The 26,389-nt window shown below is 71.5% G+C and carries 30 protein-coding genes; 15 read left to right on the plus strand and 15 right to left on the minus strand.

The window, feature by feature from the left end:
* The first annotated feature begins 136 nt into the window (after positions 1-136).
* Both AB0B57_RS08490 and AB0B57_RS08495 read left to right on the plus strand, forming a co-directional pair.
* Positions 137-430, plus strand: coding sequence for a 4a-hydroxytetrahydrobiopterin dehydratase (locus AB0B57_RS08490; RefSeq protein ID WP_357066762.1), 294 nt, complete (start codon positions 137-139; stop codon positions 428-430).
* A complete protein-coding gene (locus AB0B57_RS08495; protein WP_357066764.1) occupies positions 427-1,581 on the plus strand; it encodes an FHA domain-containing protein in 1,155 nt (384 codons plus the stop codon). Before AB0B57_RS08490 ends, AB0B57_RS08495 begins: the two co-directional genes overlap by 4 nt.
* A 118-nt stretch (positions 1,582-1,699) precedes the next feature.
* Here AB0B57_RS08495 and rocD read toward each other — a convergent pair whose 3' ends face one another.
* The 5 genes from rocD to AB0B57_RS08520 form a co-directional block, all read right to left on the minus strand.
* The gene (rocD, locus tag AB0B57_RS08500) at positions 1,700-2,914 is read right to left on the minus strand and encodes an ornithine--oxo-acid transaminase (protein ID WP_357067201.1); all 1,215 of its coding nucleotides are present in this window, start codon (positions 2,912-2,914) and stop codon (positions 1,700-1,702) included.
* A complete protein-coding gene (ddaH, locus tag AB0B57_RS08505; protein ID WP_357067203.1) occupies positions 2,914-3,729 on the minus strand; it encodes a dimethylargininase in 816 nt (271 codons plus the stop codon). Before ddaH ends, rocD begins: the two co-directional genes overlap by 1 nt.
* A gap of 608 nt (positions 3,730-4,337) precedes the next feature.
* The gene (locus tag AB0B57_RS08510; protein WP_357066766.1) at positions 4,338-5,180 is read right to left on the minus strand and encodes a thrombospondin; all 843 of its coding nucleotides are present in this window, start codon (positions 5,178-5,180) and stop codon (positions 4,338-4,340) included.
* 160 nt (positions 5,181-5,340) lie between these two features.
* On the minus strand, positions 5,341-5,676 hold the full coding sequence (locus AB0B57_RS08515; RefSeq protein WP_357066768.1) for a hypothetical protein: 336 nt from the start codon (positions 5,674-5,676) through the stop codon (positions 5,341-5,343).
* On the minus strand, positions 5,673-5,843 hold the full coding sequence (locus AB0B57_RS08520) for a hypothetical protein (RefSeq protein WP_357066770.1): 171 nt from the start codon (positions 5,841-5,843) through the stop codon (positions 5,673-5,675). Before AB0B57_RS08520 ends, AB0B57_RS08515 begins: the two co-directional genes overlap by 4 nt.
* A gap of 225 nt (positions 5,844-6,068) precedes the next feature.
* On the opposite strand from AB0B57_RS08520, the gene AB0B57_RS08525 reads away from it, so the two are divergent.
* The 3 genes from AB0B57_RS08525 to AB0B57_RS08535 all read left to right on the plus strand — a co-directional run bounded on the left by AB0B57_RS08525 (position 6,069) and on the right by AB0B57_RS08535 (position 8,164).
* Entirely contained in the window at positions 6,069-6,956 is an 888-nt protein-coding gene (locus AB0B57_RS08525; RefSeq protein WP_357066772.1) for a helix-turn-helix transcriptional regulator, read from the plus strand.
* The gene (locus AB0B57_RS08530; RefSeq protein WP_357066774.1) at positions 6,949-7,149 is read left to right on the plus strand and encodes a DUF397 domain-containing protein; all 201 of its coding nucleotides are present in this window, start codon (positions 6,949-6,951) and stop codon (positions 7,147-7,149) included. Before AB0B57_RS08525 ends, AB0B57_RS08530 begins: the two co-directional genes overlap by 8 nt.
* Positions 7,150-7,354: 205 nt before the next feature.
* A complete protein-coding gene (locus tag AB0B57_RS08535) occupies positions 7,355-8,164 on the plus strand; it encodes a DNA-formamidopyrimidine glycosylase family protein (protein ID WP_357066776.1) in 810 nt (269 codons plus the stop codon).
* A 122-nt stretch (positions 8,165-8,286) separates the two neighbouring features.
* Here AB0B57_RS08535 and AB0B57_RS08540 read toward each other — a convergent pair whose 3' ends face one another.
* Positions 8,287-9,147: an aminoglycoside phosphotransferase family protein gene (locus AB0B57_RS08540; RefSeq protein ID WP_357066778.1), complete on the minus strand. Its 861-nt coding sequence runs from the start codon at positions 9,145-9,147 to the stop codon at positions 8,287-8,289.
* Positions 9,148-9,332: 185 nt separating this feature from the next.
* On the opposite strand from AB0B57_RS08540, the gene AB0B57_RS08545 reads away from it, so the two are divergent.
* From AB0B57_RS08545 to AB0B57_RS08560, 4 genes are all read left to right on the plus strand, one after another.
* A complete protein-coding gene (locus AB0B57_RS08545) occupies positions 9,333-10,208 on the plus strand; it encodes a TIGR03619 family F420-dependent LLM class oxidoreductase (RefSeq protein ID WP_357066780.1) in 876 nt (291 codons plus the stop codon).
* Entirely contained in the window at positions 10,205-10,630 is a 426-nt protein-coding gene (locus AB0B57_RS08550; protein ID WP_357066782.1) for a nucleoside deaminase, read from the plus strand. The genes AB0B57_RS08545 and AB0B57_RS08550 overlap by 4 nt, the downstream gene beginning before the upstream one ends.
* Before the next feature lie 275 nt (positions 10,631-10,905).
* The gene (locus AB0B57_RS08555; RefSeq protein ID WP_357066784.1) at positions 10,906-12,171 is read left to right on the plus strand and encodes an AGE family epimerase/isomerase; all 1,266 of its coding nucleotides are present in this window, start codon (positions 10,906-10,908) and stop codon (positions 12,169-12,171) included.
* Positions 12,168-13,121, plus strand: a complete 954-nt coding sequence (locus AB0B57_RS08560; protein WP_357066786.1) for a carbohydrate kinase — start codon at positions 12,168-12,170, stop codon at positions 13,119-13,121. Before AB0B57_RS08555 ends, AB0B57_RS08560 begins: the two co-directional genes overlap by 4 nt.
* A gap of 201 nt (positions 13,122-13,322) precedes the next feature.
* Here AB0B57_RS08560 and AB0B57_RS08565 read toward each other — a convergent pair whose 3' ends face one another.
* The 3 genes from AB0B57_RS08565 to AB0B57_RS08575 form a co-directional block, all read right to left on the minus strand.
* Complete coding sequence (locus AB0B57_RS08565) at positions 13,323-14,291, minus strand: LacI family DNA-binding transcriptional regulator (RefSeq protein WP_357067206.1); 969 nt, start codon at positions 14,289-14,291, stop codon at positions 13,323-13,325.
* A gap of 71 nt (positions 14,292-14,362) precedes the next feature.
* Positions 14,363-15,742 carry an FAD-dependent oxidoreductase gene (locus AB0B57_RS08570; RefSeq protein ID WP_357066788.1) on the minus strand — a complete coding sequence of 460 codons (1,380 nt, stop codon included), beginning with the start codon at positions 15,740-15,742 and terminating at the stop codon, positions 14,363-14,365.
* 24 nt (positions 15,743-15,766) lie between these two features.
* Complete coding sequence (locus AB0B57_RS08575; RefSeq protein WP_357066790.1) at positions 15,767-16,903, minus strand: glutamate--cysteine ligase; 1,137 nt, start codon at positions 16,901-16,903, stop codon at positions 15,767-15,769.
* A gap of 152 nt (positions 16,904-17,055) precedes the next feature.
* Here AB0B57_RS08575 and AB0B57_RS08580 point away from each other — a divergent pair, with 152 nt between their 5' ends.
* Entirely contained in the window at positions 17,056-17,349 is a 294-nt protein-coding gene (locus AB0B57_RS08580; RefSeq protein ID WP_357066792.1) for a DUF6412 domain-containing protein, read from the plus strand.
* A 101-nt stretch (positions 17,350-17,450) separates the two neighbouring features.
* The gene (yidC, locus tag AB0B57_RS08585) at positions 17,451-18,197 is read left to right on the plus strand and encodes a membrane protein insertase YidC (RefSeq protein ID WP_357066794.1); all 747 of its coding nucleotides are present in this window, start codon (positions 17,451-17,453) and stop codon (positions 18,195-18,197) included.
* Positions 18,198-18,201: 4 nt separating this feature from the next.
* Here the strand turns inward: yidC and AB0B57_RS08590 are convergent, their stop codons facing one another.
* Both AB0B57_RS08590 and AB0B57_RS08595 read right to left on the minus strand, forming a co-directional pair.
* The gene (locus AB0B57_RS08590; protein WP_357066796.1) at positions 18,202-18,873 is read right to left on the minus strand and encodes a DedA family protein; all 672 of its coding nucleotides are present in this window, start codon (positions 18,871-18,873) and stop codon (positions 18,202-18,204) included.
* A 58-nt stretch (positions 18,874-18,931) separates the two neighbouring features.
* Positions 18,932-19,546 (minus strand): DUF1349 domain-containing protein, encoded by a 615-nt coding sequence (locus tag AB0B57_RS08595; protein ID WP_357066798.1) that lies wholly within the window; start codon positions 19,544-19,546, stop codon positions 18,932-18,934.
* Positions 19,547-19,603: 57 nt separating this feature from the next.
* Here AB0B57_RS08595 and AB0B57_RS08600 point away from each other — a divergent pair, with 57 nt between their 5' ends.
* Positions 19,604-21,256 (plus strand): alpha-amylase family protein, encoded by a 1,653-nt coding sequence (locus AB0B57_RS08600; RefSeq protein WP_357067208.1) that lies wholly within the window; start codon positions 19,604-19,606, stop codon positions 21,254-21,256.
* 43 nt (positions 21,257-21,299) lie between these two features.
* Positions 21,300-22,058: a 3-oxoacyl-ACP reductase FabG gene (fabG, locus tag AB0B57_RS08605; protein WP_357066800.1), complete on the plus strand. Its 759-nt coding sequence runs from the start codon at positions 21,300-21,302 to the stop codon at positions 22,056-22,058.
* An 84-nt stretch (positions 22,059-22,142) separates the two neighbouring features.
* On the opposite strand, the gene AB0B57_RS08610 is transcribed toward fabG, so the two are convergent.
* The 3 genes from AB0B57_RS08610 to AB0B57_RS08620 form a co-directional block, all read right to left on the minus strand.
* Positions 22,143-22,559, minus strand: coding sequence for a hypothetical protein (locus AB0B57_RS08610; protein WP_357066802.1), 417 nt, complete (start codon positions 22,557-22,559; stop codon positions 22,143-22,145).
* Entirely contained in the window at positions 22,552-22,944 is a 393-nt protein-coding gene (locus tag AB0B57_RS08615; RefSeq protein WP_357066804.1) for a hypothetical protein, read from the minus strand. The genes AB0B57_RS08610 and AB0B57_RS08615 overlap by 8 nt, the downstream gene beginning before the upstream one ends.
* A 118-nt stretch (positions 22,945-23,062) precedes the next feature.
* Positions 23,063-23,425 carry a cupin domain-containing protein gene (locus AB0B57_RS08620; protein WP_357066806.1) on the minus strand — a complete coding sequence of 121 codons (363 nt, stop codon included), beginning with the start codon at positions 23,423-23,425 and terminating at the stop codon, positions 23,063-23,065.
* A gap of 192 nt (positions 23,426-23,617) precedes the next feature.
* Here AB0B57_RS08620 and AB0B57_RS08625 point away from each other — a divergent pair, with 192 nt between their 5' ends.
* A complete protein-coding gene (locus AB0B57_RS08625) occupies positions 23,618-24,520 on the plus strand; it encodes a Gfo/Idh/MocA family oxidoreductase (protein ID WP_357066808.1) in 903 nt (300 codons plus the stop codon).
* Between the two features lie 198 nt (positions 24,521-24,718).
* Here the strand turns inward: AB0B57_RS08625 and AB0B57_RS08630 are convergent, their stop codons facing one another.
* Positions 24,719-24,910 carry a DUF2795 domain-containing protein gene (locus AB0B57_RS08630; RefSeq protein ID WP_357066810.1) on the minus strand — a complete coding sequence of 64 codons (192 nt, stop codon included), beginning with the start codon at positions 24,908-24,910 and terminating at the stop codon, positions 24,719-24,721.
* Positions 24,911-25,038: 128 nt separating this feature from the next.
* On the opposite strand from AB0B57_RS08630, the gene AB0B57_RS08635 reads away from it, so the two are divergent.
* Positions 25,039-26,295: an erythromycin esterase family protein gene (locus tag AB0B57_RS08635; RefSeq protein WP_357066812.1), complete on the plus strand. Its 1,257-nt coding sequence runs from the start codon at positions 25,039-25,041 to the stop codon at positions 26,293-26,295.
* The last annotated feature ends 94 nt before the right edge of the window (positions 26,296-26,389 follow it).

Here is a 26,389-nt window from a genome sequence, read left to right on the forward strand (position 1 = left end):
GATGGGGCGGCATCTGATGATGCCGCCCCACCCTCGCGTCTGGGCAGGTTGATCGAGACGGTTGGCTGGCCTGGGTGGTGTCGGTGGCACGGTGGCGCGTCCGGCTAGTCGGCCGTGTCACCGGTAGGGTCTGCTCATGGCAGACCTGCTCACCGCGGACGCGGTGCGAGAAGAGCTGGGCCGGTTGCCCGACTGGTCGGGCGACCCGACCGGCATCGGTCGTACGGCTCAGCTCGGCAGTTTCCCGGCCGCCATCGCGGTGGTGGACCGGGTGGCGGCGGTGGCCGAGGAGCTTGACCACCATCCCGACATCGACATCCGATGGCGGACCCTGACCTTCCGCTGCGTCACGCACTCGGCCGGTGGGGTCACCCACCTGGACGTCGAGCTGGCTCGGCGGATCGACGACATCGTCCGGAGCGCGGCATGAGATTCGAGATCAGCAAGGTGCTGGACGCCATCGAGGGACGGGTCTGCACGGACCCGTCGCTGGCCAGAGCCGTGGTCGACCTGGCCGAGGTGATCCGCTACCAGGACATCGACGGTGGCCGGCCGGCCAGCCTGCTCCGGCTCGGCATGGTCATCGACGCGCTCTCCCGCGAGTTGGAGGAGGACAGCGTCCAGGTCTACGCGATCGTGCACCGGGCGTTGCTCTCCGACGCCGACCTCACGTCCAACGAGCGGATGGTGGTGCGCCGCTGGGCCGACGACGGGCTGGTCGAGGTGCTCGACAATCCGGGCGACCGGATGTTGGAGGTGGCCGACCTGCTCGGGTTGCCGGTGCTCAGCCGGGTCCGCTTCGACGGGCTGCGCGGGCGGTTCCCGTGGCTGGTCGAGCAGCCCGGTCGGGTGGTCGCCCCGGTGCCGGGCGCCGGTGGGCCGGTGTTCATCGCGCACGTCGGCGGCGGGCACGCCCCGGTCGCCGGCAAGCGCTCGCCGACCGGTGCGAAGCTGCTGGCCCGGCAGTGGCGCTGCCCGGAGTCGGGTTGCGCGCTGTTCGGTGGCGGTGGTGGGGGTGGCGCGTTCGCCGACCTGGCCGGGGGTGCTGACCGCAGCCCCGCCGCGCAGCCGCCGCCCGCGCTGCGCAACGGTGTGCCGACCTGCCCCCGCCACGGTGTACGCCTCGGCGACGGCGGGCCCCGGCCGCGCAGTGAGGTGCTCGCGGTGCGCGTCGGCGGCCTGGTCCGGCGGCGGTTCGTGCTCAGTGAGGAGCAGCCGATCGTGGCCGGCCGGGCACCCGAGCAGGACGGCGGGATCATGCTCGGCCAGTGGCTCAACGACGAGGCCCGGCGGTGGATCAGCCGCGGTCACGTCCGCTTCGAGCTGCGGGTCGGCGAGGTCATCGTGACCGACGTGAGCACCAACGGCTCCGGCATCCGACCGGCCGGTTCGATGAACGAGTCGGACCGCATCCCGCTGGCCCCGCAGCAGTCCCGGGTGCTCGGCGAGAACGACATGGTGGAGCTGTACCCCGGAGTGCAGATCGGTCGGGCCGAGGAGTTGCCGACCGGCGCCCCGTTCACCCCCACCTCGGTGATGGCCGAGGCCCCAACGATGGCCATGCGCCTACCCCGCCCCTAACCCCGCCCGCCCAGGCCCCGGCCGCGGCGCGCCAAACCCCGGTTGATCATGGAGTTATTGCCACGACACGCTGCGGCAGCGGGCAATAACTCCATGATCAACGCGTGGGGGCGGCGGGTTAGGCGGCTAGCACCTCGGCGAGAGTGGAGACCGCCAGGTCGATCTCTTCTTCGGTGATGACCAGGGGCGGGGCTAGCCGGATGGTGGAGCCGTGGGTGTCCTTGGCGAGTACGCCAAGCTGGGCGAGCCGCTCGCACGCCTCCCGGCCGCTCATCAGCGCCGGGTCGATGTCCAGACCGGCCCACAGGCCACGGACGCGTACCCCGACCAGACCCTTGCCGACCAGCCCTTCCAGGCCGGCCCGCAGCCTCTCGCCCAGCTCGGCCGAGCGGCGCTGGAACTCGCCGGTGGCCAGCAACCGGACCACCTCGATCGCCACCGCGCAGGCGAGCGGGTTGCCGCCGAAGGTCGAGCCGTGCTGGCCGGGCTTGAGCACCCCGAGCACGTCGGCGTTCGCGGCCACCGCGGAGACCGGGATGATGCCGCCGCCGAGCGCCTTGCCGAGCAGGTACATGTCGGGCACGACGCCCTCGTGGTCACAGGCGAAGGTCTTGCCGGTACGCCCCAGACCCGACTGGATCTCGTCGGCGATGAACAGTACGTCGCGCTCGGTGCAGACCTGGCGTACACCCGGCAGGTAGCCCTCGGGTGGCACCACCACGCCCTGCTCACCCTGGATCGGCTCCAGCAGCACGGCCACGGTGTTCTCGTCGATCGCGGCGGTCAGGGCGTCCAGGTCGCCGTACGGCACGACCGTGAAACCCGGGGTGTACGGCCCGAAGTCGGCACGCGCGTCCTCGTCGGTGGAGAAGCTCACGATGGTGGTGGTCCGGCCGTGGAAGTTGCCCTCGGCGACCACGATGTTGGCCTGGCCGGCGGGCACGCCCTTGACCTGGTAGCCCCATTTGCGGGCCACCTTGATCCCGGTCTCCACCGCCTCGGCGCCGGTGTTCATCGGCAGCACCAGCTCCTTGCCGCACAGTTCGGCCAGCTCCCGGCAGAAGTCGGCGAACTGGTCGTGGATGAACGCGCGGCTGGTCAGCGTGAGCCGGTCCAGTTGCGCGTGCGCGGCGGCGATCAGCTGCGGGTGCCGGTGGCCGAAGTTCAGGGCCGAGTAGCCGGCGAGGCAGTCCAGGTAGCGGCGCCCGTCCACATCGGTGAGCCAGGCACCCTCCGCGGACGAGATCACCACCGGCAGCGGGTGGTAGTTGTGCGCTGTCCAGCGCTCGGCGTCCCGGACCGCTTCCGGCGTCCGCAGGATGTCATCCACGATCACTGGCTTGCCTTTCCCTGACGGAGTCGCAGCGTGCAGCACTTCGGTCCGCCGCCGGCCTTGAGCAGCTCGGACAGGTCGACACCGATGGTCTCGTAGCCCCGGTCGCGCAGCTTGGCGGCCAGGTCGATGGCCTGCGCGGGCAGCACCACGTGCCGTCCGTCGCTGACCGCGTTCAGCCCCAGCACCTCGGCGTCGGCCATGGTGGCATGCACCGCGTCGGGGAAGAGCCGGCGCAGCACGGCCTGGCTGCCGGGGGAGAACGCCTCCGGGAGGTACGCCACGGTCCGCTCGTCGAGCACGGTCAGCGCGGTGTCCAGGTGGTAGAAGCGCGGGTCGACCAGTTGCATGGTGATCACCGGGTAGCCGAAGACCTCCTGCAACTGGGCGTGCGAGGAGTGCGCCGTGCGGAAGCCGGTGCCGGCCAGCAGATGGTCGCCGGCCAGCAGGACGTCGCCCTCACCCTCGTTGACGTGCTTCGGGTCGTACATCTCGAAGCCGGCGTCCTCGAACCAGGCCCGGTAGGCGGGTGCCTCGTCGGCGCGCTGCGGGTCGCGGAACTGCACGGCCATCGCCTTGCCGTCGATGACGGTGCCACCGTTGGCGGCGAAGACCATGTCGGGCAGGCCGGGCACCGGAGTGATCTCCTCGACGGTGTGGCCCAGGTCAAGGTACGTCTGGCGGAGCTTCTCCCACTGCCGGACGGCGAGCGCGGCGTCGACCGGGCCGCTCGGGTCCATCCAGGGGTTGATCGCGTAGTCGACGGCGAAGTACGTCGGCCGGCACATCAACAGGCGCTGGCTGGTGGCGTCCATCGTCATTAGTCCTGCTCCCAGGGTCGGGCGCGCCCGGCCACCGTGGCCCACGGGCTGGCGCCGTTGCTCAACGCTATGCGGCCCCGGCGGCAGGATCCACCACTGAGAGTTGCGCAGACCGAACATTCGTTGCGTCTAGGCGGTTTACAGTCGCGAATCGTTGCGTCGCGGGTTGCGCGAGCTGGTATTCGTGTTCTGGGCCACCCGCTCCTCTTGGTGGGCGTGGCCCACCTTTGCTCTGCACCCGCTGCTCCTGGTGGGTCCCGGCAACCCCTTTGCTCTACACGCCCACTGCTCGTGGGGTGCCCTTGGCTCACCTTTGCTCTGCACCCGCGGATGCGCCAGCTACCGGCCGTGAGCGTCGACTCGGCGGGTGCAGAGCAAAGGTGCACGCGGGGGCGGCCGGTCCGCTGCCGGCAGGAGGAGGCGCGCGTCGGCCCAGCGGGCCACCCCAAGGGGAGCCGCCTGACCCTGGAAACACTTCAGGGGCGGCGAATCGCCGCCCCTGAAAGGGTGTCGCCCGGCCGGTGAACCACCGGATCAAGTCGGGCTGCCGGCGAACCGCCGGCTTGTCGCCGGTGCATCACCGGCGAGCGGAACAGTGCCCGCTAGAAACGGTCGACAAACTGTGAGTCAAGCCACTCCCGGAAGCGTTGCACCCAGTCGCCATCCGTGGTCGGCCAGTCGAACTGCCCGGTCATCGCGAGCACCCCGATCACCACCGCGGCCAGCCCGATCAGCACACCGAAGAGCGCATCGGTCTTGCCGGCGACGTGCCGGCGGCGGGTGGCCATCAGGCCGAGCACCGCGAGCACCGCGCCGAAAGCGCCAAGCCCGATGCCGTACCCGGCCAGAGTGCCGGTCAGCACGAACAGCGCACCGGCGACGGAGACGATCAGGCCAAGGGTGGCGAGCAGGCTGGCCCGCGGCTTCGGGCCGCGCGTCGCTGGCGGCTCGGGCGTGGTCACGCCCGGGGTCGGGTCGACCGGACGGTCGGTGGTGACCCGGTCCGTCGTGTCGGACCGGCTGGTGGTGTTGTCGAGGTCGGTGTCCCGCTCGGCGGTGCGGGCCACGGTCGGGGCGGTGCCGGTGCGGGTCTCGGTCTCCACCGGGCGGGCGGTGTGGGTCTCCGCCGGGCGGGTGGTGCGGGGCTCGCTGTCGACCGGGCGGGCGGTGGCGGCTCGGGCCACCGCGGCCCGCTCGGCGGCACGCCGCTCGGCCTCGCCGAGCTGACCGGTGGGCGCGGTGGCGCTGCGGTACGTCGTCTGGTCGGCGTCCCGGTCGGTGATCACCGGTCGGTCGGTGACCTCGTCGGACCGGCCCGTGTCGGTCGCCGTCGTGCTGTCCCGGTCAGCGCCCGGGGTGTCGCGGCCGTCCACGCGGCCGTCGAGGTTCTCGTCCCGCGTCGGTGCCGGCTCGGACCGGCGGGACAGCGAAGGAATCCTGACCACTACACACCTCCTGATAAATGCGTGGTGGCCGTCGGAAGGGGTGGCACCCACGCGGTACCGCCCTGAAATACCCACCTGGGCGTTTCCTGACACCAATCCCGGGTACGGGGTCGCCACGCCGGGCCGCGACCGGCGTGCGGCGGTGGCCGGCGTGCGTCGATCATCGCCGGGCCGACTTGCCGGACGTGGGTGTGGGCGCGGACCTGCCCGGCGTGGACGTGGACCTGCCGGATGTGGGCTTGGGCGCGGGCCTGCCCGGCGTGGGCGGGGGCGCGGCGCGGAGCAACCGCACCCCGGCCTGCTGCACGTACACCTCGCGCTTGTCGACGGCCAGGCCCTTGTCGTCCAGGACGTAGCCCGTCAGCCAGACCCACCCGTGGTATGTCGGGCGCGGGTCGGCGTGGACCAGTCGAAGGCGTAGCGCCCGATCGCCGGCGAACTGCACCGAGCACGCCGCACCGATCAGCAGCAGGTCGCCGGGCTTCCAGCCGGTCATGTCGGCCAGTGACCGCGGTTGATCGGGATGCGGTGGCGGACCCGGCAGGGCAGGTCCGCGCCGCAGCGGCACACGGTGCGCCAGCGCACCCAACTCCACACCGGCCGGTGTCGACGGGCGAGGGTCAGCGCGGTGACCAACAGGTATTCGTTGTACGACACGCGCATCGCGGTGTCCTTCCGAGGAATAGCGTCACGCCGGCCTTGTGCTGACGCTATTCCCGACACCGTTTTCCGGGAGGCGCCAACGCGTGACAGCATGTTCCACGCTGGCCACCTTGTGCAATCCACGCCGCCGTCCTAATGTCAGACCACATTGACGCACGAGGAATGGAAAAGAAATGCGTGCGAGGCGAAACATTCGGTGTTGCAGGAGGGACGCGGTGATGTTGCATGACGGATGAAACAAGCGGGTCGACGGTCCCTCGACGGCAGCTCGGCCGGCTGCTCACGCAGCTCCGCGAGGACGCCTCGGTGTCGCTGGACGCCACGGCCGAAGCACTTGACTGTTCACGGCAGAAGGTGTGGCGCATCGAGAAGGGGCTGGTCCCGGTGCGCGTGGTGGACGCCCGAGCGATGTGTGTTCTCTATCGGGTGCCCGACGACATGGGCGAGATCGTCGCCGGGCTCGCGAAGGAGACTCGCGCCCGGGGGTGGTGGCATTCGTACGGCGATGTCGTCCCGTCATGGTTCTCGCTGTATGTCGGCCTGGAATCGTCCGCAACTCTGATCCGCCGATATGACTCGGAGCTAATCCCCGGACTCCTGCAAACCCGGGAGTACGCCAGCGAGTTGTTCCGCCGGAAGAACCCGACCATGCGCCCGGAGGATCGGGAAAAGCTGGTGGAGGTCCGGCTGCAACGGCAGAGCATCCTCGTGCGCCGGCTGCCCGCCGCGCCCACCCTGCGGGTCGTCCTGAGCGAGGCCGTGCTGCTGCGCAGCATTCCCGATCGCCGGGCGATGGCACAGCAGCTACGCCACCTGCTCGACGTGGCCGCACTGCCGACCGTGAGTCTGCGGGTCCTGCCGCTCGCCGCCGGTCCGCCGTTGGCCAGCGAGACCGGCACCTTCGTCCTGCTGGATTTCCCACAGGCTTTCGGGAGAGCGTCGACCGAGCCGACCACCGTCTACGTCGAGAACATCACCGGCGCGCTCTATCTGGACAAGCCGGCCGAGGTGGCCGCCTACGAACATGTCTGGTCGGACCTGGAAGCCCTCGCCTTGAGTGAGGCAGAATCAAAGAAAATGATCACTTCGATCATCGAGGAGCATCATGACTGACCTTGCCGGTGCGATCTGGCGCAAGAGCACCCGCAGCGGCGGCAGCGGCGGTGACTGCGTCGAGGTGGCCGACAACCTGCCGGGCGTCGTGGGCGTACGGGACAGCAAGGACCCGACCGGTCCGGCGCTGGCCTTCACCCCGGACACCTGGGCCGCGTTCCTGGGCGGCGTCAAGGGGCAGCGCCGGGGCTGACCACGCCGTCCAGGGCGCCCTCCCGCCGTGATCGACTCGCCTTCCTGAAAGTCGGGGTGTCCCGCTCACCAGAACACCCCGATTTCCTGAAAGCCGAGTCGATCAAGCCCGGGGGTGCCCGGCCCGGGGGTGCCCCGAGGCGATCGGCGCGGCGCATGGCCCGAGGCGATCGGCGGTTCGGCGCGGCTGGCTATCCTTGGGACCCGTGCCAGAGGGACATTCGATCCACCGCCTGGCGGCCCGGCACGCCGAGCTGTTCGCCGGGGACAAGGTGCACGCCGCCAGCCCGCAGGGGCGCTTCGCCGACGGTGCCGCCCGGCTCTCCGGGATGGTGCTGGAGGGCACCGAGGCGTACGGCAAGCACCTGCTGCACCACTACGCCGGCGAGCTGACTCTGCACGTACACCTTGGGCTTTTTGGGAAGTTCAGCGATGGCGCGGGGGAGCCACCGGAGCCGGTCGGCCAGGTGCGGCTGCGACTGGCCAGCGATCGGCACTGGCTGGACCTGCGCGGGCCCACCGCCTGTGAGCTGATCACTCCACCCGAGGTGGCCGCGCTGCGGGCCCGCCTCGGGCCGGATCCGCTGCGCGCCGACGCCGACCCGGAGCGGGCGTACCGCCGGATCTCGCGCAGCCCGACGCCCCTCGCGGCGCTGCTGCTGGACCAGTCGGTGGTGGCCGGCACCGGGCTGATCTTCGTGACCGAGGCGCTGTTTCGGGCCGGGTTGTCGCCCACGATGCCCGGCCGCCGGCTGACCCGGGAAGGTTGGGACGCGCTCTGGGCCGACCTGGTCGCCCTGATGCGGCTCGCGGCCGAGCACGGCCGGATCGACACCGTGCGCGACGCGCACCTGCCGGAGGCGATGGGCCGGGCGGCGCGGGTGGATCGGCACGGCGGTGAGGTGTACGTCTACCGCCGCCCCGGCGCGCCCTGCCACGTCTGCGGCACCGAGGTCAGCCGTGGCGAGCTGGCCGGGCGCAATCTCTACTGGTGCCGCACCTGCCAGCTCGGCTGAGCCGGTCGCGTCGGCTGAGCCGGTCGCGTCGGCTGAGCCGGTCGCGTCGGCTGAGCCGGTCGCGTCGGCTGAGCCGGTCGCGTCGCGCTTGGTCGTGCGGCAGCCAGGGACCGATCGATCGGTCAGTCGAGCAGCCAGCGGACCACCTCGATCTGGTGCGGAAAGACAGCGCCGTTGGCGACGCTCCAGGCCAGCGTCTGCCCGATCGTCCAACCCCGCACCCGCTCCCGGTCCAGCCCGAGGTCGGTGCTGAGCCGGTGTAGCCGGTGCCGGACAGCGGCCGGCGAGTGGCCCAACTCCGGACCGCGCACCATCGACACGACCGAGAACTCGCGCTCGCCGGTCAGCGGCTTCGGGTCGATCGCCAGCCACGGCTCCCGGTCGGCGGCGAGCACGTTGCCGGCGTGCAGGTCCTGGTTGACCAGTACCTGCTCGCCCTGGCTCGACACCAGGTCGGTGAGCAGGGCGAGCGCCGCGTCCAACAGTCGCCGCTCGTATGGCCGGCCGGCCCGCTCCCACGCCCTCGGCATCCGGTCGATCCAGCCGGCGGCCTCCTCGGCGAGCGGGGTGAACGGCGCGCCGGCCGGTCGCCAGAGCCGGGGCAGGAGCCCGGTCACCACGTCCAGCGCCCGGTCCATCGGCAGCTCGTGCAGCGGGCTGCCGGGCCGGCAGCGCTCCACCAGCAGGGCGCGGCGTGCCGGATCGTGTGCGAGTAGCCGGATCGCCGCGTCGCCGTCCCAGTGGGCCAGCGCGTCGGCCTCGTGCCGGCTGTCGTCGTCCGGGTACTGGAGTTTCAGCACCGCCGCCGTGCCGTCCGGCAGGTCCGCCGGGAGCGCCAGCGAGGCGTACGCCTGCCGGAAGGGCGGGCCGAGTCGCAGCGACCACTGCTCGGCGCACTCCGCCAACCACGTCGGGAGGGCGGCGAGCCAGGCCCGGCCGGTCGGTGCCGCGCCTACCCAGCCAAGCCCCTCGGGTAGCTCCATCCGGCCATCCTGGGGCAGGGCGTTCATCCGCCGGGCCGGACCGGGCCGGCGTCCGGCGCGGGCCGCGATCGGGCAAGGCTCGTCAGGGTACGCGGCCCCCACCTGCCGGCCGATCCGTGCCCAGGGCCAGCACAGGCAGGGATCATGGTGTTCACACGCCGGTCCACAGTGGCTAGCGTAAGCCCGTGCAGATTGGCGTGAACGTCCCGAACTTCGGCCCGGGCACCGACCCCGACGTGCTGCGACGGTGGGCGCAGACGATCGAGGGTCTCGGCTTCGACCTGCTGATGGTCTCCGACCACATCGCGGTGACCCCGGACGTGGCCGAGCAGTATCCGGCGCCGTTCTACGAGCCGTTCACCACGCTGTCCTGGCTGGCCGGGGTGACCCGCCGGGTCCGGCTGGGCACCACGGTGCTCATCGTCCCTTACCGGCATCCGCTGCTCACCGCCCGGATGGCGGCGAACCTCAACCGGCTCAGCGGCGGCCGGCTCGTCCTCGGCGTCGGCGTCGGCTGGGCCCGGCAGGAGTTCGAGGCGCTCGGCGTGCCGTTCCAGCGGCGCGGCGCGCTGACCGACGACTACCTGCGCGCGATGCGCGACGCCTGGCAGAACGCCGACGACTACGACACGGGTGCGATCCCGATCTGGGTCGGCGGCAACAGCGACGCCGGCATGCGCCGCGCCGTTCGACTCGGAGACGCGTGGCACCCGCTGCGCCTCACGCTCGGTGACCTCACCGACGCGGCCGGCCGGCTCGCCACCATCGCCGACGACCTGGGCCTCCCCGCGCCAGCGCTGATGCCGCGCATCGCACTCCAGGAAACCCGGGACCCGGTCACCGGCCCCGACCGGCTCGCCGGTGTGGGCACCATCGAGCAGATCACCGCCGACCTCGACCAGATCCGGCTGCTCGGCGCGGAGACGGTGGTGCTCGACCCGTTCAACGGCGACCTCGCCGAGATCCACCAACCCGAACGCGCCTGGCAGACCCTCGCGGCCGTGGCCGCGTACCGCAGGACGGCCGTGGCCGCGTACCGCAAGACCCAGGAGGTCCGATGACACCCGACGACGAAACGTTTCTCCGCCGCGCCGTGGCACTCGCCAGCCAGGCCGGAGCATCCGGCGAACGGCCGTTCGGCTCGTTGCTGGTCGGGGCGGACGGCACCGTCCTGATCGAGGACCACAACACCGTGGTCTCCGACGCGGACATCACCGCACATCCGGAACTCAAGCTGGCCCGCTGGGCCGCTCGGGAACTCTCTCCCGAGGTGGCCGCCGGCACCACCATGTTCACCAGTTGCCAGCCCTGCCCGATGTGCGCGACAGCGATCGACAGGTCCGGGCTCGGACGGGTGGTGTACGCCCTGTCCAGTGAGCAGTTCGAGGAGGTCAAGCCGGCCACTCCGCCGCTGCCTCCGGTGCGTTACGAGGGGCCGGCGCTGTTCGACGAGGCGCGTCAGCCGATCGACGACTACTACTGAGCGCAGCGGTAGGGGAGGTCGCCGACCTGCTGGACCACGTCCGGACGGCTGCTGCGGCGGCGGTGCGGGTGTGACGCAGTCGGAATTGACACTCGGTCGGCCGGCGGAGCAGGGTTGAGGAGTGACAACGATGTCAACGGGCAAAAGGGAGGAAAGCTCTTCGCGTCGCATGGGTCGCTTCGTGGCGTACCGTTGACGGTTTTGCGGCGCGGACCCGGTCCGTGCGCCGATCCTGGCCCTATGTCCCTTCCCTACTCGACGGTGACCCAGCTGAGATGACCGACGTGCCCCGATCCGACGCCCAGACGACCCCCGCTCCGGCCGGGTCACCCGACCTGCCCGACCTGGACGACTTCCTCGCCGACCAGACCCACACCCTGCTCGACACGGCCCGCCGCGCGGTCCGGCCGGAGGGCGGCTTCTGGTGGTTGACCGACGACCGCACCCCGGACCGTGGCGAAGCGGTGTACACCTGGATCACCTGCCGGATGACCCACGTGGCCGCCCTCGCCCACCGCAACGGCGACCCGGACGCCGCTGCCCTCGTCGACCACGGAATCGCCGCGCTCAGCACCCTGCTGCGCGACGACCGGTTCGGCGGTTGGTTCAGCGCCGTGGACCAGCAGGGCGCGCCAGTCGACGACCACAAGGCCGGCTACGACCACGCGTTCGTGCTGCTCGCCGCATCCAGCGCCGCGCGCGCCGGACGGCCCGGCGCGAAGGAGTTGCTCGCCGACGTGCTGACCGTGGTGCGGGACCGGTTCTGGGACGACGAGGCGGGCGCGGTCCGCGAGTCGTGGGTCCGGGACTGGACGGTCACCGAGGACTACCGCGGCGCGAACAGCAGCATGCACATGGTCGAGGCGTTCCTCGCCGCCGCCGCCGCCACCGGCGACGCGAGCTGGGCCGACCGCGCCCTGCGGATCGCCACCCACCTGGTGCACACCGAGGCCGCCCGGCACGACTGGCGGCTGCCCGAGCACTTCACCGCCGACTGGACGCCGCTGCTCGACTACAACCGGGACCAGCCCGCCGACCCCTTCCGGCCGTACGGCTCGACGATGGGCCACTGGTTGGAGTGGGCCCGGCTGCTGCTGGAGTTGGAGGCCGTCCTGCCGCAGCCACCCCGCTGGCTGCTCGCCGACGCCCGCAGCCTCTTCGCCGCGGCCGTGCGCCGTGGCTGGGCGGTCGACGGCGCCGACGGCTTCGTCTACACGATCGACTGGGACGACCGGCCGGTGGTGCGCTCCCGGATGCACTGGGTGCTCGCCGAGGCCATCGGCGCGGCGATCACCCTGCACCGTCGCACCGGCGACGACGTCTACGCCGACTGGTACCGCGTCTTCTGGGCGTACGCGCGCCGCTACCTGATCGACGGCACCGGATGGCGGCACGAGTTGGACGCACAGAACCTGCCCGCCGACACGGTCTGGCACGGCCGGCCGGACGTCTACCACGCGTACCAGGCGGTGCTGCTGTCGCGCTCGGCCAACGGGCTCGGTGGCCCCGGCCCGCTCGCCCCGGGCGAGGTGACCGCATGATCGTGGTCGCGGGAGAGGCGCTCATCGACCTGGTGGTCACCGCCGAGGGTCAGCGCGCCGTGCCGGGTGGCTCCCCGGCCAACGTGGCGCTCACCCTGGCCCGGCTCGACCAGCCGGTGCGGCTGCTGGCCCGGCTCGGCACCGACGAGTACGGTCGGCAACTCACCGCGCACCTGAGCGCCAACCGGGTGGACCTGGACTGGGCGGTCCGCGCCGCGGAGCCCACCTCGGTGGCGGTGGCCACGTTGAACGCCAGCGGGCAGGCCAGCTACGAGTTCCGGCTGGCCGGCACGGCGGACTGGCAGTGGACGCCAGGGGAGCTGCCCGACCTGACCGGGACGCCGGCGACCGCGCTGCACACCGGGTCCCTCGCGCTCGCGCTGCCGCCCGGGGCGCAGGTGCTGGAAGACCTGCTCACCCGGGAACACCGCCGGAACGGGCTCACCGTCTCGATCGACCTCAACCTGCGGCCCAGCATCGTCACCGACCGGGCGGCCGAGCAGGCCAGGGTACGCCGCCAGATGCCCCTCGCGAACCTGGTGAAGGCCAGCGACGAGGACCTGGCCTGGCTCTATCCGGGCCGGTCGGTGGGCGACGTACTGGCCGAATGGCGCGAGGCCGGGGTGTCCTGCGCGGTGGTGACCCGGGGTGGCGAGGGCGCCTGGCTGCTCGCCCCGAACGGATCACTGCACGAACAACCGGGGGTACGCACCACAGTTGTCGACACCGTCGGAGCGGGTGACTCGTTCACCGGCGGTCTGTTGGCCGCGCTGGCCGACCTCGACGCGCTCGGCGACCGCCCGGCCGACCGGCTCGCCGCGGTGACCGAGCAGCAGTGGGGCACGGTGCTCCGCCAGGCGGCGACGGTGGCCGCACTGACCTGCGCCCGCCAAGGCGCAGACCCACCCCGCCGAGCAGAAGTCCAAGCCCTCCTCAACCCAACCCCGTAAAACCCCGACCCCTCACCCCCCACCCCCACCCCCACCCCCACCCCGCCCCGCCCCAGGCTCGCCGGGTCGATCATGGACTTGTGGTGCCTCACAAACGCCGCGAAGTGCAGTCAAACGCCCACCACAACTCCATGATCGACCGGGTGGGGGTGGGCGGGGCGAGCGGGCGCGGGGGGTGGGGCGTGGGGGTGGGGCGAGGGGTTAGGTTAGGCCTCGTTTTAGGAGTTTGGTGGGGAGGACTGTGGTGGACGGTGGGGTGTCGTCGCCGGCTACTCGTTGGAAGAGGCGCTCGGTGGCCACTCTGGCCAACTCCCGGGTGTCGTAGGCGACCACGGTCAGCGGCCGGGGCATCAGGTGGGACAGTTCGAAGTCGTCGAAGCCGACGAGTGCGGCGGCACTGCCTCGGCGGTGCAGCTCCTGGAGGGCGCCGACGGTGAGCCGGTTGTTGGCGCAGAAGAAGGCCGTCGGCGGGTCCGGCAGGTCGAGTAGCGCGGCGACGGCCCGACCGGCCTCCTCGGGGGCGATGAGCCGTTCGCGGACCAGCGACTCGTCCGATGCGACCCCGGCGGTGGCCAGCGCCGCCCGCGCCCCGGTCAGCCGCTCGCGCATCGTGGGCACGCTCGGCGCGCCGAGCAGCAGGCCCACCCGGCGGTGCCCCTCGTCGAGCAGCGCGCTGACGCCGGCATGGCTGCCGCCCCGGTTGTCCAACAGCACCGCGTCGGCGTGCAGCCCCTGCGGCGGCCGGTCCAGGAAGACCACAGGCATTCCCAGCTCGACCTCGCGACGCAGGAACGAGTGGTCGAGACCCGCCGGCACCACCAGCAGCCCGTCGACCCGCCGCTGGGTGAAGTCCTGGAGCAGGGCGCGTTCCCGTTCCGGGTCCTCCTCCGACGAGGCGGTGATCAGCATGGTGCCGTGGGCGGCCGCGATCTCGGCGGCAACGCTGGCGATTGTCGCGTAGAACGGGTTGGCGATCTCCTCGATGAGCAGCCCGACCGTGGCGTTGAGCTGCCGGGAGCGCAGGTTGCGGGCGATGTCGTTGCGGCGGAAGCCCAACTCGGCGATGGCGGCCAGCACCCGGTTGACCAGCTCCTGCCCCACCGGCTCGTCGTTGACCACCCGGGAGACCGTCTTCAGGCTGACCCCGGCGTGCCGGGCCACGTCGACCATCGTCGGGCGCCGACGCACCGTCGGCCGGGTCGGGGTCTGGGTCACGGATCGTCCTCCACTGCGGGCGCCGGTCAGCGGTCGGGGGCGGCGAGCGCGTCGACCGCCTTCCGCGCGGCGACGAGCACCGGGTCCCACACCGGCGCGTACGGCGGAGCGTAGCCCAGGTCCAGTGACGTCATATCGTCCACCGTCATGCCGTTCCAGAGTGCGACAGCCAGCGTGTCGATGCGTTTGGCCGCCTCGGACCACCCGACGATCTGCGCGCCCAGCAACCGGCCGCTGGGCCGCTCGGCGATCAACTTGACGGTCATCGGCCGGGCACCGGGGTAGTAGCCGGCCCGGTTGGTCGACTCGGCGATCACCGAGACGAAGTCGAAGCCGGCCAGGGTGGCCTCCTGCTCCCGCAGGCCGGTGCGTCCCACCTCCAGGTCGCAGACCTTGGTCACGGCCGTGCCGATCACGCCGGCGAAGGTGGCGTACCCGCCGCCGATGTTGATCCCGGCCGCGCGGCCCTGCTTGTTGGCGTGTGTGCCCAGCGGCACGTGCACCGGCATCCCGCTGACCCGGTGCAGCGTCTCCACGCAGTCGCCGGCAGCCCAGACGTCGGACAGCCCGGCCACCCGCATCCGGCGGTCCACCCGGATACCGCCGGTCGGGCCGATCGGGAACCCGGCAGCCTTGGCGAGCGCGGTGTTGGGGCGTACTCCCAGGCCCAGGACCACGACGTCGGCCGGTATCGGCCCCTCGGCCGTGACCACCGCGGACACCCGGCCGTCCCGCTGCTCCAGGCCGGTCACCGGCAGGTCGGTGCGGATCGTGACACCCAGGCCACGCATCGCCTCGGCGACCAGCTCGGCCATGTCGCCGTCGACGGTCGCCATGGGCTGCGAGCCGGCCTCGACCAGGGTCACCGACAGGCCGCGCTGGATCAGCGCCTCGGCGATCTCGACGCCGATGTAGCCGCCGCCGACCACCACGGCCCGACGCGGCTGCGGCTCGGCGTCGAGCCAGTCGCGCAGCGCCGCCCCGTCGTCGAGGGTCTGCATGCCGAACACGCCGCCCGTGTCGGTGTCCGCCCACTGCGGTTTCACCGGCACCGCACCGGTGGCGTACACCAGGTCGTCGAAGCGCTCGCGGACCTCGCCGCCGCCCTCCAGGTCCCGGGCGACCACCTCGCGGCGGTCCAGGTCGATGGCCGTGACCTCGTGGCGCATCCGGACGTCCATCTCGTACGTCGTGCGGAACGTCTCCGGATCCCGGGCGATCAGCGCCTCCGGGCCGGACACCAGGCCACTGATCCAGTACGGGATGCCGCACGCCGAGTAGGAGGTGAAGTGGCCCCGCTCGAAGACCACGATCTCCAGGTCGTCACGGTCGCGGCGGCGTCGGGCCTGGGACGCCGCCGACATTCCGGCGGCGTCCCCGCCGATGACGATCAGCCGTTGTGCCACGGGCTCATCCTGTCACGACGGTGATCAGCCACGGGTCTGCCGCGCGACGTCCTGCACAACGTCGGTGAGTCGGCCGGTGCGCTCGTACACCGCGCGCTGCCGGGCCGCCCCGCTGCCGTGCCGGCGCAACCCGCCCAGCAGGTCGGTGACCTCGGCCCAGTCGCCGTGCTGCTCCAGCGCCGGCCGCAGCCGCTCGACGAACCGGTCCAGTAACTCCCAGGCCGGGCGGACCTCGCCGGTGGTGACGTCGACGGCGTCGCCCTCCAGGCCGTCGTGCGCGGCCCTCCAGTGCGCGCCGACCAGCAGGTGGTGATCGGTCTGCAACGCCGGGCGGCCGGCCTCGACGTCCGCCATGGCGGTGGCCACCAGGGCCCGGACCAGCGCGGCGACCAGCACCGCGTCGTCCACCGACGGGCAGACGTCGCCGATCCGCAGCTCCACGGTCGGGTACTTCGCCGACAGCCGGGCGTACCAGTAGAGCATCCCCTCGTCGAGCATCACCCCACTGGAGATCAACTGACTGATCAGCCGCTGGTAGTGCTCGTGCGACTCCAGGAACGGCGTCGGCGCCACCGACGGCCAGCGCTCCCACTCCACCGAGCGCCAGCTCGCGTAGCCGGTGTCCTCGCCTCGGGAGAACGGGGAGTTGGTGGTCATCGCGTGCAGCATCGGCAGCCAGGGGCGTACGTGGTTGAGCACCTGCACGCCGGTCTCCGGATCCGGAACGCCGACGTGCACGTGCATGCCGTTGTTGCCGGGGCCGGGAACGAGCAGCCGGAACCGCTCGATCATCCGGTCGAAGCGGGGCTTGTCCACCACCGGCGGCACCGGGCCGTCCACCGGGCCGGTGCCGATGGCTAGCAGGCGTACGCCGGCCCGCTCGGCGGCGTCGGCGAGTGCCCGACGGAGTACGCCGAGGGAGTGCCGGATCGACGACAACTCCAGGCCGGGCGGGCTGCCGATCTCGATCTGACTGGTCTGGAACTCCCGCTCCACCTGCCCGCGAAGTTCGGCCGGCACCTGCTCCATCACCAGGTCGACGGCCGGGACCGCGGCCCCGGTGTGCGGGTCGACGAGCAGGAACTCCTCCTCGACACCCACGGTGAGCAATCCGGTCGCCCCAGCCATCTCGCTGGGCGCCTCCGCCACCTGACCGGTCATCGACACCACCGTCCGTTCCTACCGTTCGCGGTCCGTCCGCGTCGGTCCGCTGCTGGTTACCCAACGTGGCGATGCCGGGAAACGTCGCGGTGGCCTGGGGCGTGCCGCCGGTTTCGCCAGGATGACGTGACAGTGGGTCCTATGCTGGGCCCGTGCCGGTGCCACTGGGGTTTGTCGGGGTCGCGTGGGTTTCCGCGTTCGCCCAGCTCACCCTGCTCGCTGGCCGTCCGACCGACCTGCTGGCCGGTGCCGCGCTGACCGCCCTGGTGCTGCTCGCCGTGGTGCTCGCGGCGCGGGTGCTCGGCCGCTCGGGTGTGCCGGGCACCGGGCCGCGCTGGGCCGGGTTGCGAGCCCGGTCCCGTGCTCGCCGGGTGCCCCGGCAGATCGACCCGGACGCCGCCGGTCGCCCACGCCCCCGTGCCCCGGGACACCCCTCGGCCGCGTAGCGCCACGCCGCCACGCGGCCGATCCCGCCGTCACCGGCCCCCCTGTCGAGCGGACACCGCCCGGGGTTGGGCCCCACCGGAATCGGACCGAGGGGTTTCCCATGCTTGCCTTCGCACCACTGCACGACGCTGTCGCCGCTGCCGGCACCGCGCTGTCCTGGCTCACCGACCTGCTCGAACCGTTGTCCGGCGGCATGTCGACCGCCGCCGCCATCGTGCTGTTCACCATCGCCGTCCGACTGCTGATCTCGCCGCTCACCGTCGCGCAGGTCCGCGCCGAGCGGCGCCGCGCCGCGCTCGCCCCGCAGGTGCGTGACCTCCAGCGGCGGTACGCCGAGGACCCGGCGACGCTTCAGCGCGAGGTGTTCGCGTTGTACCGCAGTGCCGGGGCCAACCCGATCGCCGGCTGTCTGCCGTTGCTGCTCCAGGCGCCGTTCCTGCTGGTGCTGTACCGGCTGTTCACCACGAACGAGGGTGGCACCGGGCTGCTCGACGAACGGCTCGCCGGGGTGTCACTGGGTCACCATCTCAGCGACGGTGTGACCGGGGCGGCCGGCCCGCTCTTCGCCGTACTGCTGGCCGTGCTGCTGGCGGTGGCCTGGTGGTCGTCGCGGCGGGCTCGGCGGGCGTCCGCGGCCGTCGGCACGGTGGCCGGCACCCCCACCGAGGGGCCGGGCGCGGCTGTGCTCGGGCGACTGCTGCCCCTGCTGCCGTTCACGACGGTGCTGGTGGCGCTGGTGCTGCCGCTCGCCGCGGTCATCTACCTGGTGACCACGAGCGTGTGGTCGGCCGCCGAACAGGCGGTGCTCCGCCGGCCGCAGGCGGTGCCGTCGCCGGCCGACCGGTAGCCGATCAACGACCGGCGGTCACCGACCGCCGGTCGTCGCGCTCCCGACGCTTGCGGACCTTACGGATCACCCAACTCACCACCATCACCACGAAGACCGCGCCGATCGCGTAGTTGAACCAGTTGCTGTAACGCTCGACGTCCTGCCAACGGCTCCCGAGCGCGTAACCGGCCCCCACGATGAGACCGTTCCAGACCCCGCTGCCGATGGTGGTGAGCAGGATGAACTCACCCATCGGCATCCGGTTGGCCCCGGCCGGCACGGACACCAGGCTGCGGACCACCGGCACCACCCGACCGATCAGCACCGCCCACCGGCCGTGCCGCTCGAACCACCTGTCGGCCTTCTCCAGGTCGTCGCTGTCCACCAATGGAATGTGGTCCAACCAGCGCTTGAGCCGTTCCTCGCCGAGTGCCGCGCCCAGCCAGTAGAGCACCAGCGCGCCGACCAGCGAGCCGACCGTCGCGGCGAACACCACGAGGAAGACGTTGAACTTGCCCTCGTGGGCCAGGAAACCGGCGAGCGCCAGCACGATCTCGCTGGGGATCGGCGGAACGATGCTCTCCAGCGCCACCAGCAGCGCCACGCCGACCGGGCCCATCGCCTCGATCACCGAGGCCACCCAACCGGTCAACCCGGTGAATTCGGACGGGTCGCCAGCCTGGGCGTACGCCATTGGTCGTCCTTCCGGTCGGCTGTCGGGGATCGGAAGGTCTTACCCGATAAGGCGATTGCTACACCTCGGGGTGCAGAGCGGTGTCCGCCGGACCCTGCCGCCACCCGGTGAACACCACGCTCAGGCCGGCGCGCGACGGCGCGCAGCAGAACGGGCCCGCCACGGCCTCGACCGCCGGGTCCAGCGGGGCGAGCCGGACCAGTCGCCACGGCTCGTCGTCGGCCCGGGCGCGGACGGTCAGCGCGTCGCCGGCCCGGCTGACCCGGACGGTCACCTCCCGGCCCTCCCACTGCGGCACCGGCGCCACCGACCAGTCGGAGAACTCCCGGGTCACCACCGCGCCGAGCTGCGCCGCACCGTCGCTCACCTCCACGCCGGCCTTGGTCCAGGTCCGCTCGTCGACGCGGACGAACGCACCGGCCTGGTCGAACTGCGCCGAGAAGTCGAGCCGGAAACTCACCTCCATGGCGGTGCCGACCGGCAGCGGTGCCAGCAGGGCCGGGCCGTTGTCGTGCACGAAGCCGTAGCTGGTCCGCCGCCAGAAGTCGCTGTCCGCCGCCGGCTCGACGACGAGCGCACCGGCGGGGCCGTCCTCGACGCGTACCGGCGGGTGCAGCCACCTGCCCGCGGACCAGTCCAACGGTGTGCTCGGCGGTACGAGGTCGTTTCCCATGACAGGCACGATAACCAAGGGTTTGCCGCGGTGATCGATCGGAGAAGTCTCTCCCGCATGGGTGACCGCTGGTATTCCGAAGCCGTCGTGTATTGCCTCGACATCGACACGTACGCCGACTCCGACGGCGACGGGGTCGGTGACATCCGTGGGCTGATCGGGAGGCTGGACTACCTGGCCCGGCTCGGGGTGACCTGCCTGTGGCTGCACCCGATCCACCCGTCGCCCAACCGCGACGACGGTTACGACGCCACCGACTTCTACAACGTGGACCCGCGCTTCGGCACCCTCGGCGACTTCGCCGAGCTGCTGCACCAGGCACAGAACCGGGGCATCCGCGTGATCATCGACCTGGTGGTCAACCACACCTCCGACGAGCACCCGTGGTTCCAGTCCGCCCGATCCTCGCCGGACTCGCCGTACCGCGACTGGTACGTGTGGTCCGACACCGAGCCGGACGACCGGCACCAGGGCATGGTCTTCCCGGGCGAGCAGGACGAGACCTGGAGCTACGACCGGACCGCCAAGGCGTGGTTCTACCACCGGTTCTACAAGTTCCAGCCGGACCTCAACTTCGCCAACCCGCAGGTCCGGGCCGAAGTCAAGAAGATCATGTCGTTCTGGCTGCAGCTCGGCGTCTCCGGCTTCCGGATGGACGCGGTGCCGTTCATCATCGAGCTGACCGAGCCGGGTAACCCGAACTCCCCGAAGGACTTCGAGTTCCTCACCGAGATGCGCCAGCACGTGCAGTGGCGGCGCGGCGACGCCGTCCTGCTGGCCGAGGCGAACGTCGAACCGGACGAACTGCCGACGTTCTTCGGCGACAGCAGCGGCTCCGGCAACCGCATCCACATGCTCTTCGACTTCATGCTCAATGGTCGACTCATGCTCGCCCTGGCCCGCGAGGACCCGGAGCCGCTCATCGACGCGCTGCACGACACCCCGAAGTTGCCAGTCGGTGGGCAGTGGGCCACCTTCCTGCGCAACCACGACGAGATCGACCTGTCCCGGCTCACCACCGAACAACGCAACCAGGTGTACGCGCAGTTCGGCCCGGACGAGACCATGCGCATCTACGACCGGGGCATCCGCCGCCGGCTCGCCCCGATGCTCGGCAACGACCGGCGACGCATCGAGCTGGCGTACGCGTTGCAGTTCTCCATGCGCGGCACGCCGGTGCTGCGCTACGGCGAGGAGATCGGGATGGGCGAGGACCTGTCGCTGCCCGGTCGGGAGGCGATCCGTACCCCGATGCAGTGGTCGTACAAGCCAAATGCCGGCTTCTCCACGGCGGAGGAGGAGAAGCTGGTCCGACCGGTGATCGACAAGGGTGAGTTCGGCTACCAGACCGTCAACGTCACCGCCCAGCGCGGCGACCCGAAGTCGCTGCTCGCCTGGTTCGAGCGCATGATCCGTACGCTGCGGGAGGCCCCGGAGATCGGCTCGGGCTCGACCACCCACATCGACGTGGCGATGCCGGCCGGAGTGCTGGCGCACCGCGCGGACGGACCGACCGGGACCATGGTCTTCGTGCACAACCTCGGCACCGACGACGTCGAGGTGGACCTGAGCAGTCTCGAACCGGAGGCCGACATGCCCATCGACGTGCTCACCGACCGTGGTTACGGCGAGCTCGGCAAGCTCGGCGCGGTGAAGGTCTCCGGCCACGGATACCGGTGGATTCGCCTATGCCGGGGGCCGGCCTGTTGAGGTTAAGCTCCTCCGATCGACCCCACGTTACCGGGAGGTAATCATGTCGGAGGAGCCCCGCGTCGCCATCGTCACCGGAGCCGCGCGCGGCATCGGCGCGGCCACCGCCCGACGGCTGGCCGCCGACGGCATGGCCGTCGCCGTGGTCGACATCGAGGAGGCGGCCACCAAGGAAACGGTGGACGCCATCGTCGGCGCCGGCGGCCGGGCACTCGGTGTGGGGGCCGACGTGTCCGACCGCGATCAGGTCGAGGCGGCGGTGTCCCGGGTCGCCGCCGAGCTGGGCGCGCCCACCGTGCTCGTCAACAACGCCGGTGTGCTCCGCGACAACCTGCTGTTCAAGATGACCAACGCCGACTGGGACACGGTGCTGGGGGTGCACCTGCGTGGCGCGTTCCTGTTCAGCCAGGCCGCGCAGAAGCACATGGTGGACCGGAAGTGGGGGCGGATCGTCAACCTCTCCAGCACCTCCGCACTGGGCAACCGGGGCCAGGCGAACTACGCCGCCGCCAAGGCCGGCCTCCAGGGCTTCACCAAGACGCTCGCCATCGAGCTGGGGCCGTTCGGGGTGACCGTCAACGCGGTCGCACCCGGGTTCATCGTCACCGACATGACCGCGGCCACCGCCGCCCGGATGAAGGTCGACTTCGAGGACTTCAAGAAGCACGCGGCGGCCGAGATCCCGGTGCGTCGGCCGGGGTTCCCGGAGGACGTCGCCCACACCATCTCGTTCCTGGCGAGCGAGGGTGCCGGCTTCGTCTCCGGTCAGGTCATCTACGTCGCGGGCGGCCCCCGGGACTGACCCGTACTCGCGACGAGGGCGCTCCTTCGCGAAGGGGTGCCCTCGTCGCCGTGTCAGGCGGTGGTGCGGCGGGCGCCGGTCGCGTCAGGCGGCGGTGCGGCGGGTGCGCCAGAGCCAGATCAGGCCGAGCACCGGCAGTACCAGCGGGATGTAGCCGTACCCGCTGCCGAACTGCGACCAGACCGTCTCGTCCGGGAAGAGCTCCTTGTCGACAAGGCTCAGGATGCCGACCGCGACCACCCCGACCAGCTCCACGGAACAGCACGCCAGCGCGACCCGTCGACCGGTGTGTCCGGCGCGGGCCAGCCCCACCGCCGCCACGATGTAGATGAGCGCGGCCACCCCGGACAACAGGTAGGCCACCGGCGCCTCGTCGAACTTGGTGGCGAGCTGTAGGCCCGCCCGACTCGTCGCCGCGATGGCGAAGAGCAGGTAGACCGCGATCAGCAGCCGACCCGGGCCGGCGTTCGTCGCGCGGCCGGCCGGTCGGGTCTCACCCACCGAGCACCTCCCAGGTCTGCTGCAACCGGACCACCACCACCGGGGTGACCAGGCAGACCGCACAGACGATCGCCGAACCCCAGCGGGTCGGCTCCATCCGGGCCAGCACCCAGGCCAACGGCGGCAGGCACACAAGCGTGACCAGATAGCCGAAGAACGCGCCGGGCTCACCGGGCCGGTCCCCGCCGCCGACCGCGACCAGGGCCAGCACGCCCACCACGAGCAAGGCCACCTCGAGTACGGCCAGGCCGATGAACTGCACCCGGTCCGGCGGTCGTTGGCGCACCGCCGCCACCAGCGCCCACACCGCGACGAGCAGCGACAGCACGATCGACACCGTCGCGACGATTCCGTCCACCGGCGAGTCGGCACCCACGCTGGTCACCGGGCCTGCCCGGTCGTTGCCTCGGTCACCGGCACAGCCTACTAACCGCCGTAGTAATCGGATGACCCTGCCTCGCCGGGCGGCCGCCGAGGGGTGTCCGTAACGCCCCGGGCGGACCTCAGTCGCTGTCCGGCAACCAGTAGACCGAGACGGCCAGGAGCGGCTCCGGTCCGTCGTTCCGGATCTGATGCTGCACCCCGCTGTCGAACGCCACGACGTCCCCGGACCGCAGCACGCTCGTCCGGTCGCCGAAGGTCAACATTCCGGTGCCGGACACGATGATCCACACCTCGCGCGATCGGTGGACATCGACGTCGCTGGAAGTGTTCGGGGCCACCGACCAGCGAGCAACCTCGAACGGCGCGGGCGCCGCCGACGGAAACGGCAGCAGCGCGAGGTGCACGGGCCCGCCCTCGGCGAAGTCGTACGAGTGCGCGAAGTCGACGGGACCGCTGGTCAGTGCTGAATCGATACTCGCCATGCCATCGAGACTGCCCCGTCGAACCTGCCGCGTCTGGCGGCATTCGGACACGGCGTTGCCGAGGGCGGGCCCGTGGAAACAGGGGTGGGCAGCGTCGATTGGTCGAACCCGCCGCCGTCGTGGCAGGTGGGACGACTAGCGTGGATCACGGCCGTGGCGTTGCCACGGGGTGGGGAAACAGCGGAGGTACACGTGCTGCGGTTCGGTTTGTTCGGCACCGGTCACTGGGCGATCGAGACGCACGGGAAGGCGTTGCACGCACATCCGGACGCGGAGTTGGTCGGGGTGTGGGGGCGTAACCCGGAGCGGGCCTCCGCGCTGGCCGAGCGGTACGGGGTGCCGGCCTACGCCGACGTCGACGCCCTGATCGCGCAGTGCGAAGCGGTCGCCGTCGCGCTACCGCCGGACGTCCAGGCCGACATCGCGGTCCGGGCCGCGTCCGCCGGGCGGCACCTGCTGCTGGACAAGCCGCTGGCGCTCAGCGTGGCCGACGCCGACCGGGTCGTCGCCGCCGCCGAGGAGTCCGGGGTCGCCTCGGTCGTCTTCTTCACCCAGCGGTTCCAGCCGAACGTGACCGCTTTCCTCGCCGCCACCGCCGCCGTCGGGGGCTGGCAGCACGGCCGCACCACCGCGTTCGCCTCGATCTTCCAGGACGGCAGCCCGTACGGCGGGTCGTTGTGGCGCCGGGAGCACGGCGCGCTCTGGGACATCGCCCCGCACGCGCTCTCCATCCTCCTTCCGGTGCTGGGCCGGGTGACCCAGGTCGCGGCGATGGACGGACCGAACGGAATGGTGCACCTGCTGCTCACCCACGAGGGGGGAGCCACGAGTAGCGCCTCGCTCTCCCTGGACGCCCCGACCGAGTCGATGGCCCGGGAGTTCGTGTTCTACGGCGAGAACGGCATCGAGAACGTCCCGTTCGGCGAGAACGACGCCGCAACCGCGTTCGGCGTCGCCATCGACCAGCTCGTCGAGCAGGTGCGAGCCGGCACCCGCGACCACCGCTGCGACGTCCGCTTCGGCCGTGAGGTCGTCGGCATCCTGGCCGCCGCCGAAACCGCCCGCACCGAATCCCGCACAGTCCCGCTCCCCTAACACCCCCACCCCCTGACCCACCCCACCCAACCCACCCCACCCCCGCCCGTCGACCCCGGTGATCATGGAGTTAGCGGCGCGACACGCCGTGCCGGAGGGCAATAACCTCATGATCACCGGGGCCGACGAGGCGGGGCCGACGAGGCGGGGGCGACGGGGCGGGGGCGACGGGGCGGGGGCGACGGGCGGGGGCAGGGGTTAGGGGAGTGTGGTTAGGGCGGCGTTTAACTCGTCTGGGGAGTTGAACTGTTCGGGCGGTAGCGACTGCAACATCTGCAACATTTCTGTGCTGGCGCCGTTCTCCTGGCCCCAGCGGATCAGGTCCTCCCGGGAGACCGGGTAGTCGAGTCCGGCCAGGTACTCCTGCAACTGAACGCCGGTGACGGTCATGTCGGCCGGCTACCCGCTCGCGGTGGCCGTACACCGGCTCGGTCGGCACCCACGACGGCCCGGCGGCCGGCGTGTCGGCCCGCGGCGCGCCCACGGTTTGTCCCCACGGGGGTCGGGTAGCCGCTGGCATGCTGGTTCAGCGGCTCGGCGCGCCGAGCGACTTCGACCCGTTGCTGGAGCGCGTTCGGGACGCCCGGGTGGTGATGATCGGCGAGTCCACCCACGGCAGTTACGACTACTACCGGCTGCGTGAGCAGCTCACCCGTCGGTTGGTCGCGGAGTGCGGCTTCTCCTTCGTCGCGGTGGAGGGTGACTGGCCGGACTGTGACCGGGTGCACCGTTCGGTGACCGCCGCGCCGGACGGCGCACTCCAACCGCAGCTTGCGCTGGACCAGTTCCAGCGGTGGCCGACCTGGATGTGGGCCAACGCCGAGGTGGCCAGGTTCGCCAGTTGGTTGCGGGCCTGGAACGTGGAGCGGCCGGAGGAGCAACGCGCCGGGTTCCATGGGCTCGACGTGTACAGCCTCTGGGAGTCGATGCAGGCGATCTTCGACTACCTGGGGGAGGAGGACCCGACGTCGCTGGAGGCGGCGCAGGACGCGTACCGGTGCTTCGAGCCGTACGGGAAGAGGGTCGAGGAGTACGGCGCGGCCAGCCGGTTCGTCTCCGCCCGCTGTGAGGAGGAGGTCGTCCGGCTGCTCGCCCGGACCCGCGAACATGCCCTCTCCGACGGCCCGGACCGCTTCTCGGCCTGGCAGAACGCGGAGGTGGTGGCGGGGGCGGAGCGGTACTACCGGGCGATGGTGGCCGGTGGGCCGGACTCGTGGAACATCCGCGACACCCACATGCAGGACACCCTGGACCGGCTGCTGGACCGCTACGGCCCGGAGGCCCGGGGCATCGTCTGGGCGCACAACACGCACGTCGGGGACGCGCGGGCCACCGACATGGCCGCGGACGGGATGGTCAACATTGGTCAGTTGGCCCGGGAACGGCACGGCGACGACGCGGTGGCGCTGATCGGCTTCGGTAGCTACCGGGGCACGGTGATCGCCGCACCCCGGTGGGGTTCGCCACCCGAACCGATGGTGGTGCCTCCGGCCCGCGCGGGGTCGATCGAGCGGCGGCTGCACGAGCTGATGCCGGACCGGGCGGTGCTGATCTTCGGCGGTGACGACCAGCCCGGCTGGGTGACCGACACCGCCGACCATCGGGCGATCGGGGTCGTCTACGACCCGTCCTTCGAGTCCTGGGGCAACTACGTGCCCACCCGGCTCGGCGACCGCTACGACGCGTTCATCTGGTGCGACGAGACAACCGCTCTGCACCCGCTGCCGGTCCCGGCCGCCTCCGGCGAGATGGAAACCTACCCGGCTGGCGTCTGACGCCGTGCCCGATCGTGTCGATCATGGGGTTGTGGTGCTGGACGAAGGCCTCGGATCGGGGCACGACGGGCACCACAACTCCATGATCGACCGG

The sequence above is a fragment of the Micromonospora sp. NPDC049101 genome, from assembly GCF_040648675.1.
Taxonomy (GTDB): Bacteria; Actinomycetota; Actinomycetes; order Mycobacteriales; family Micromonosporaceae; genus Micromonospora.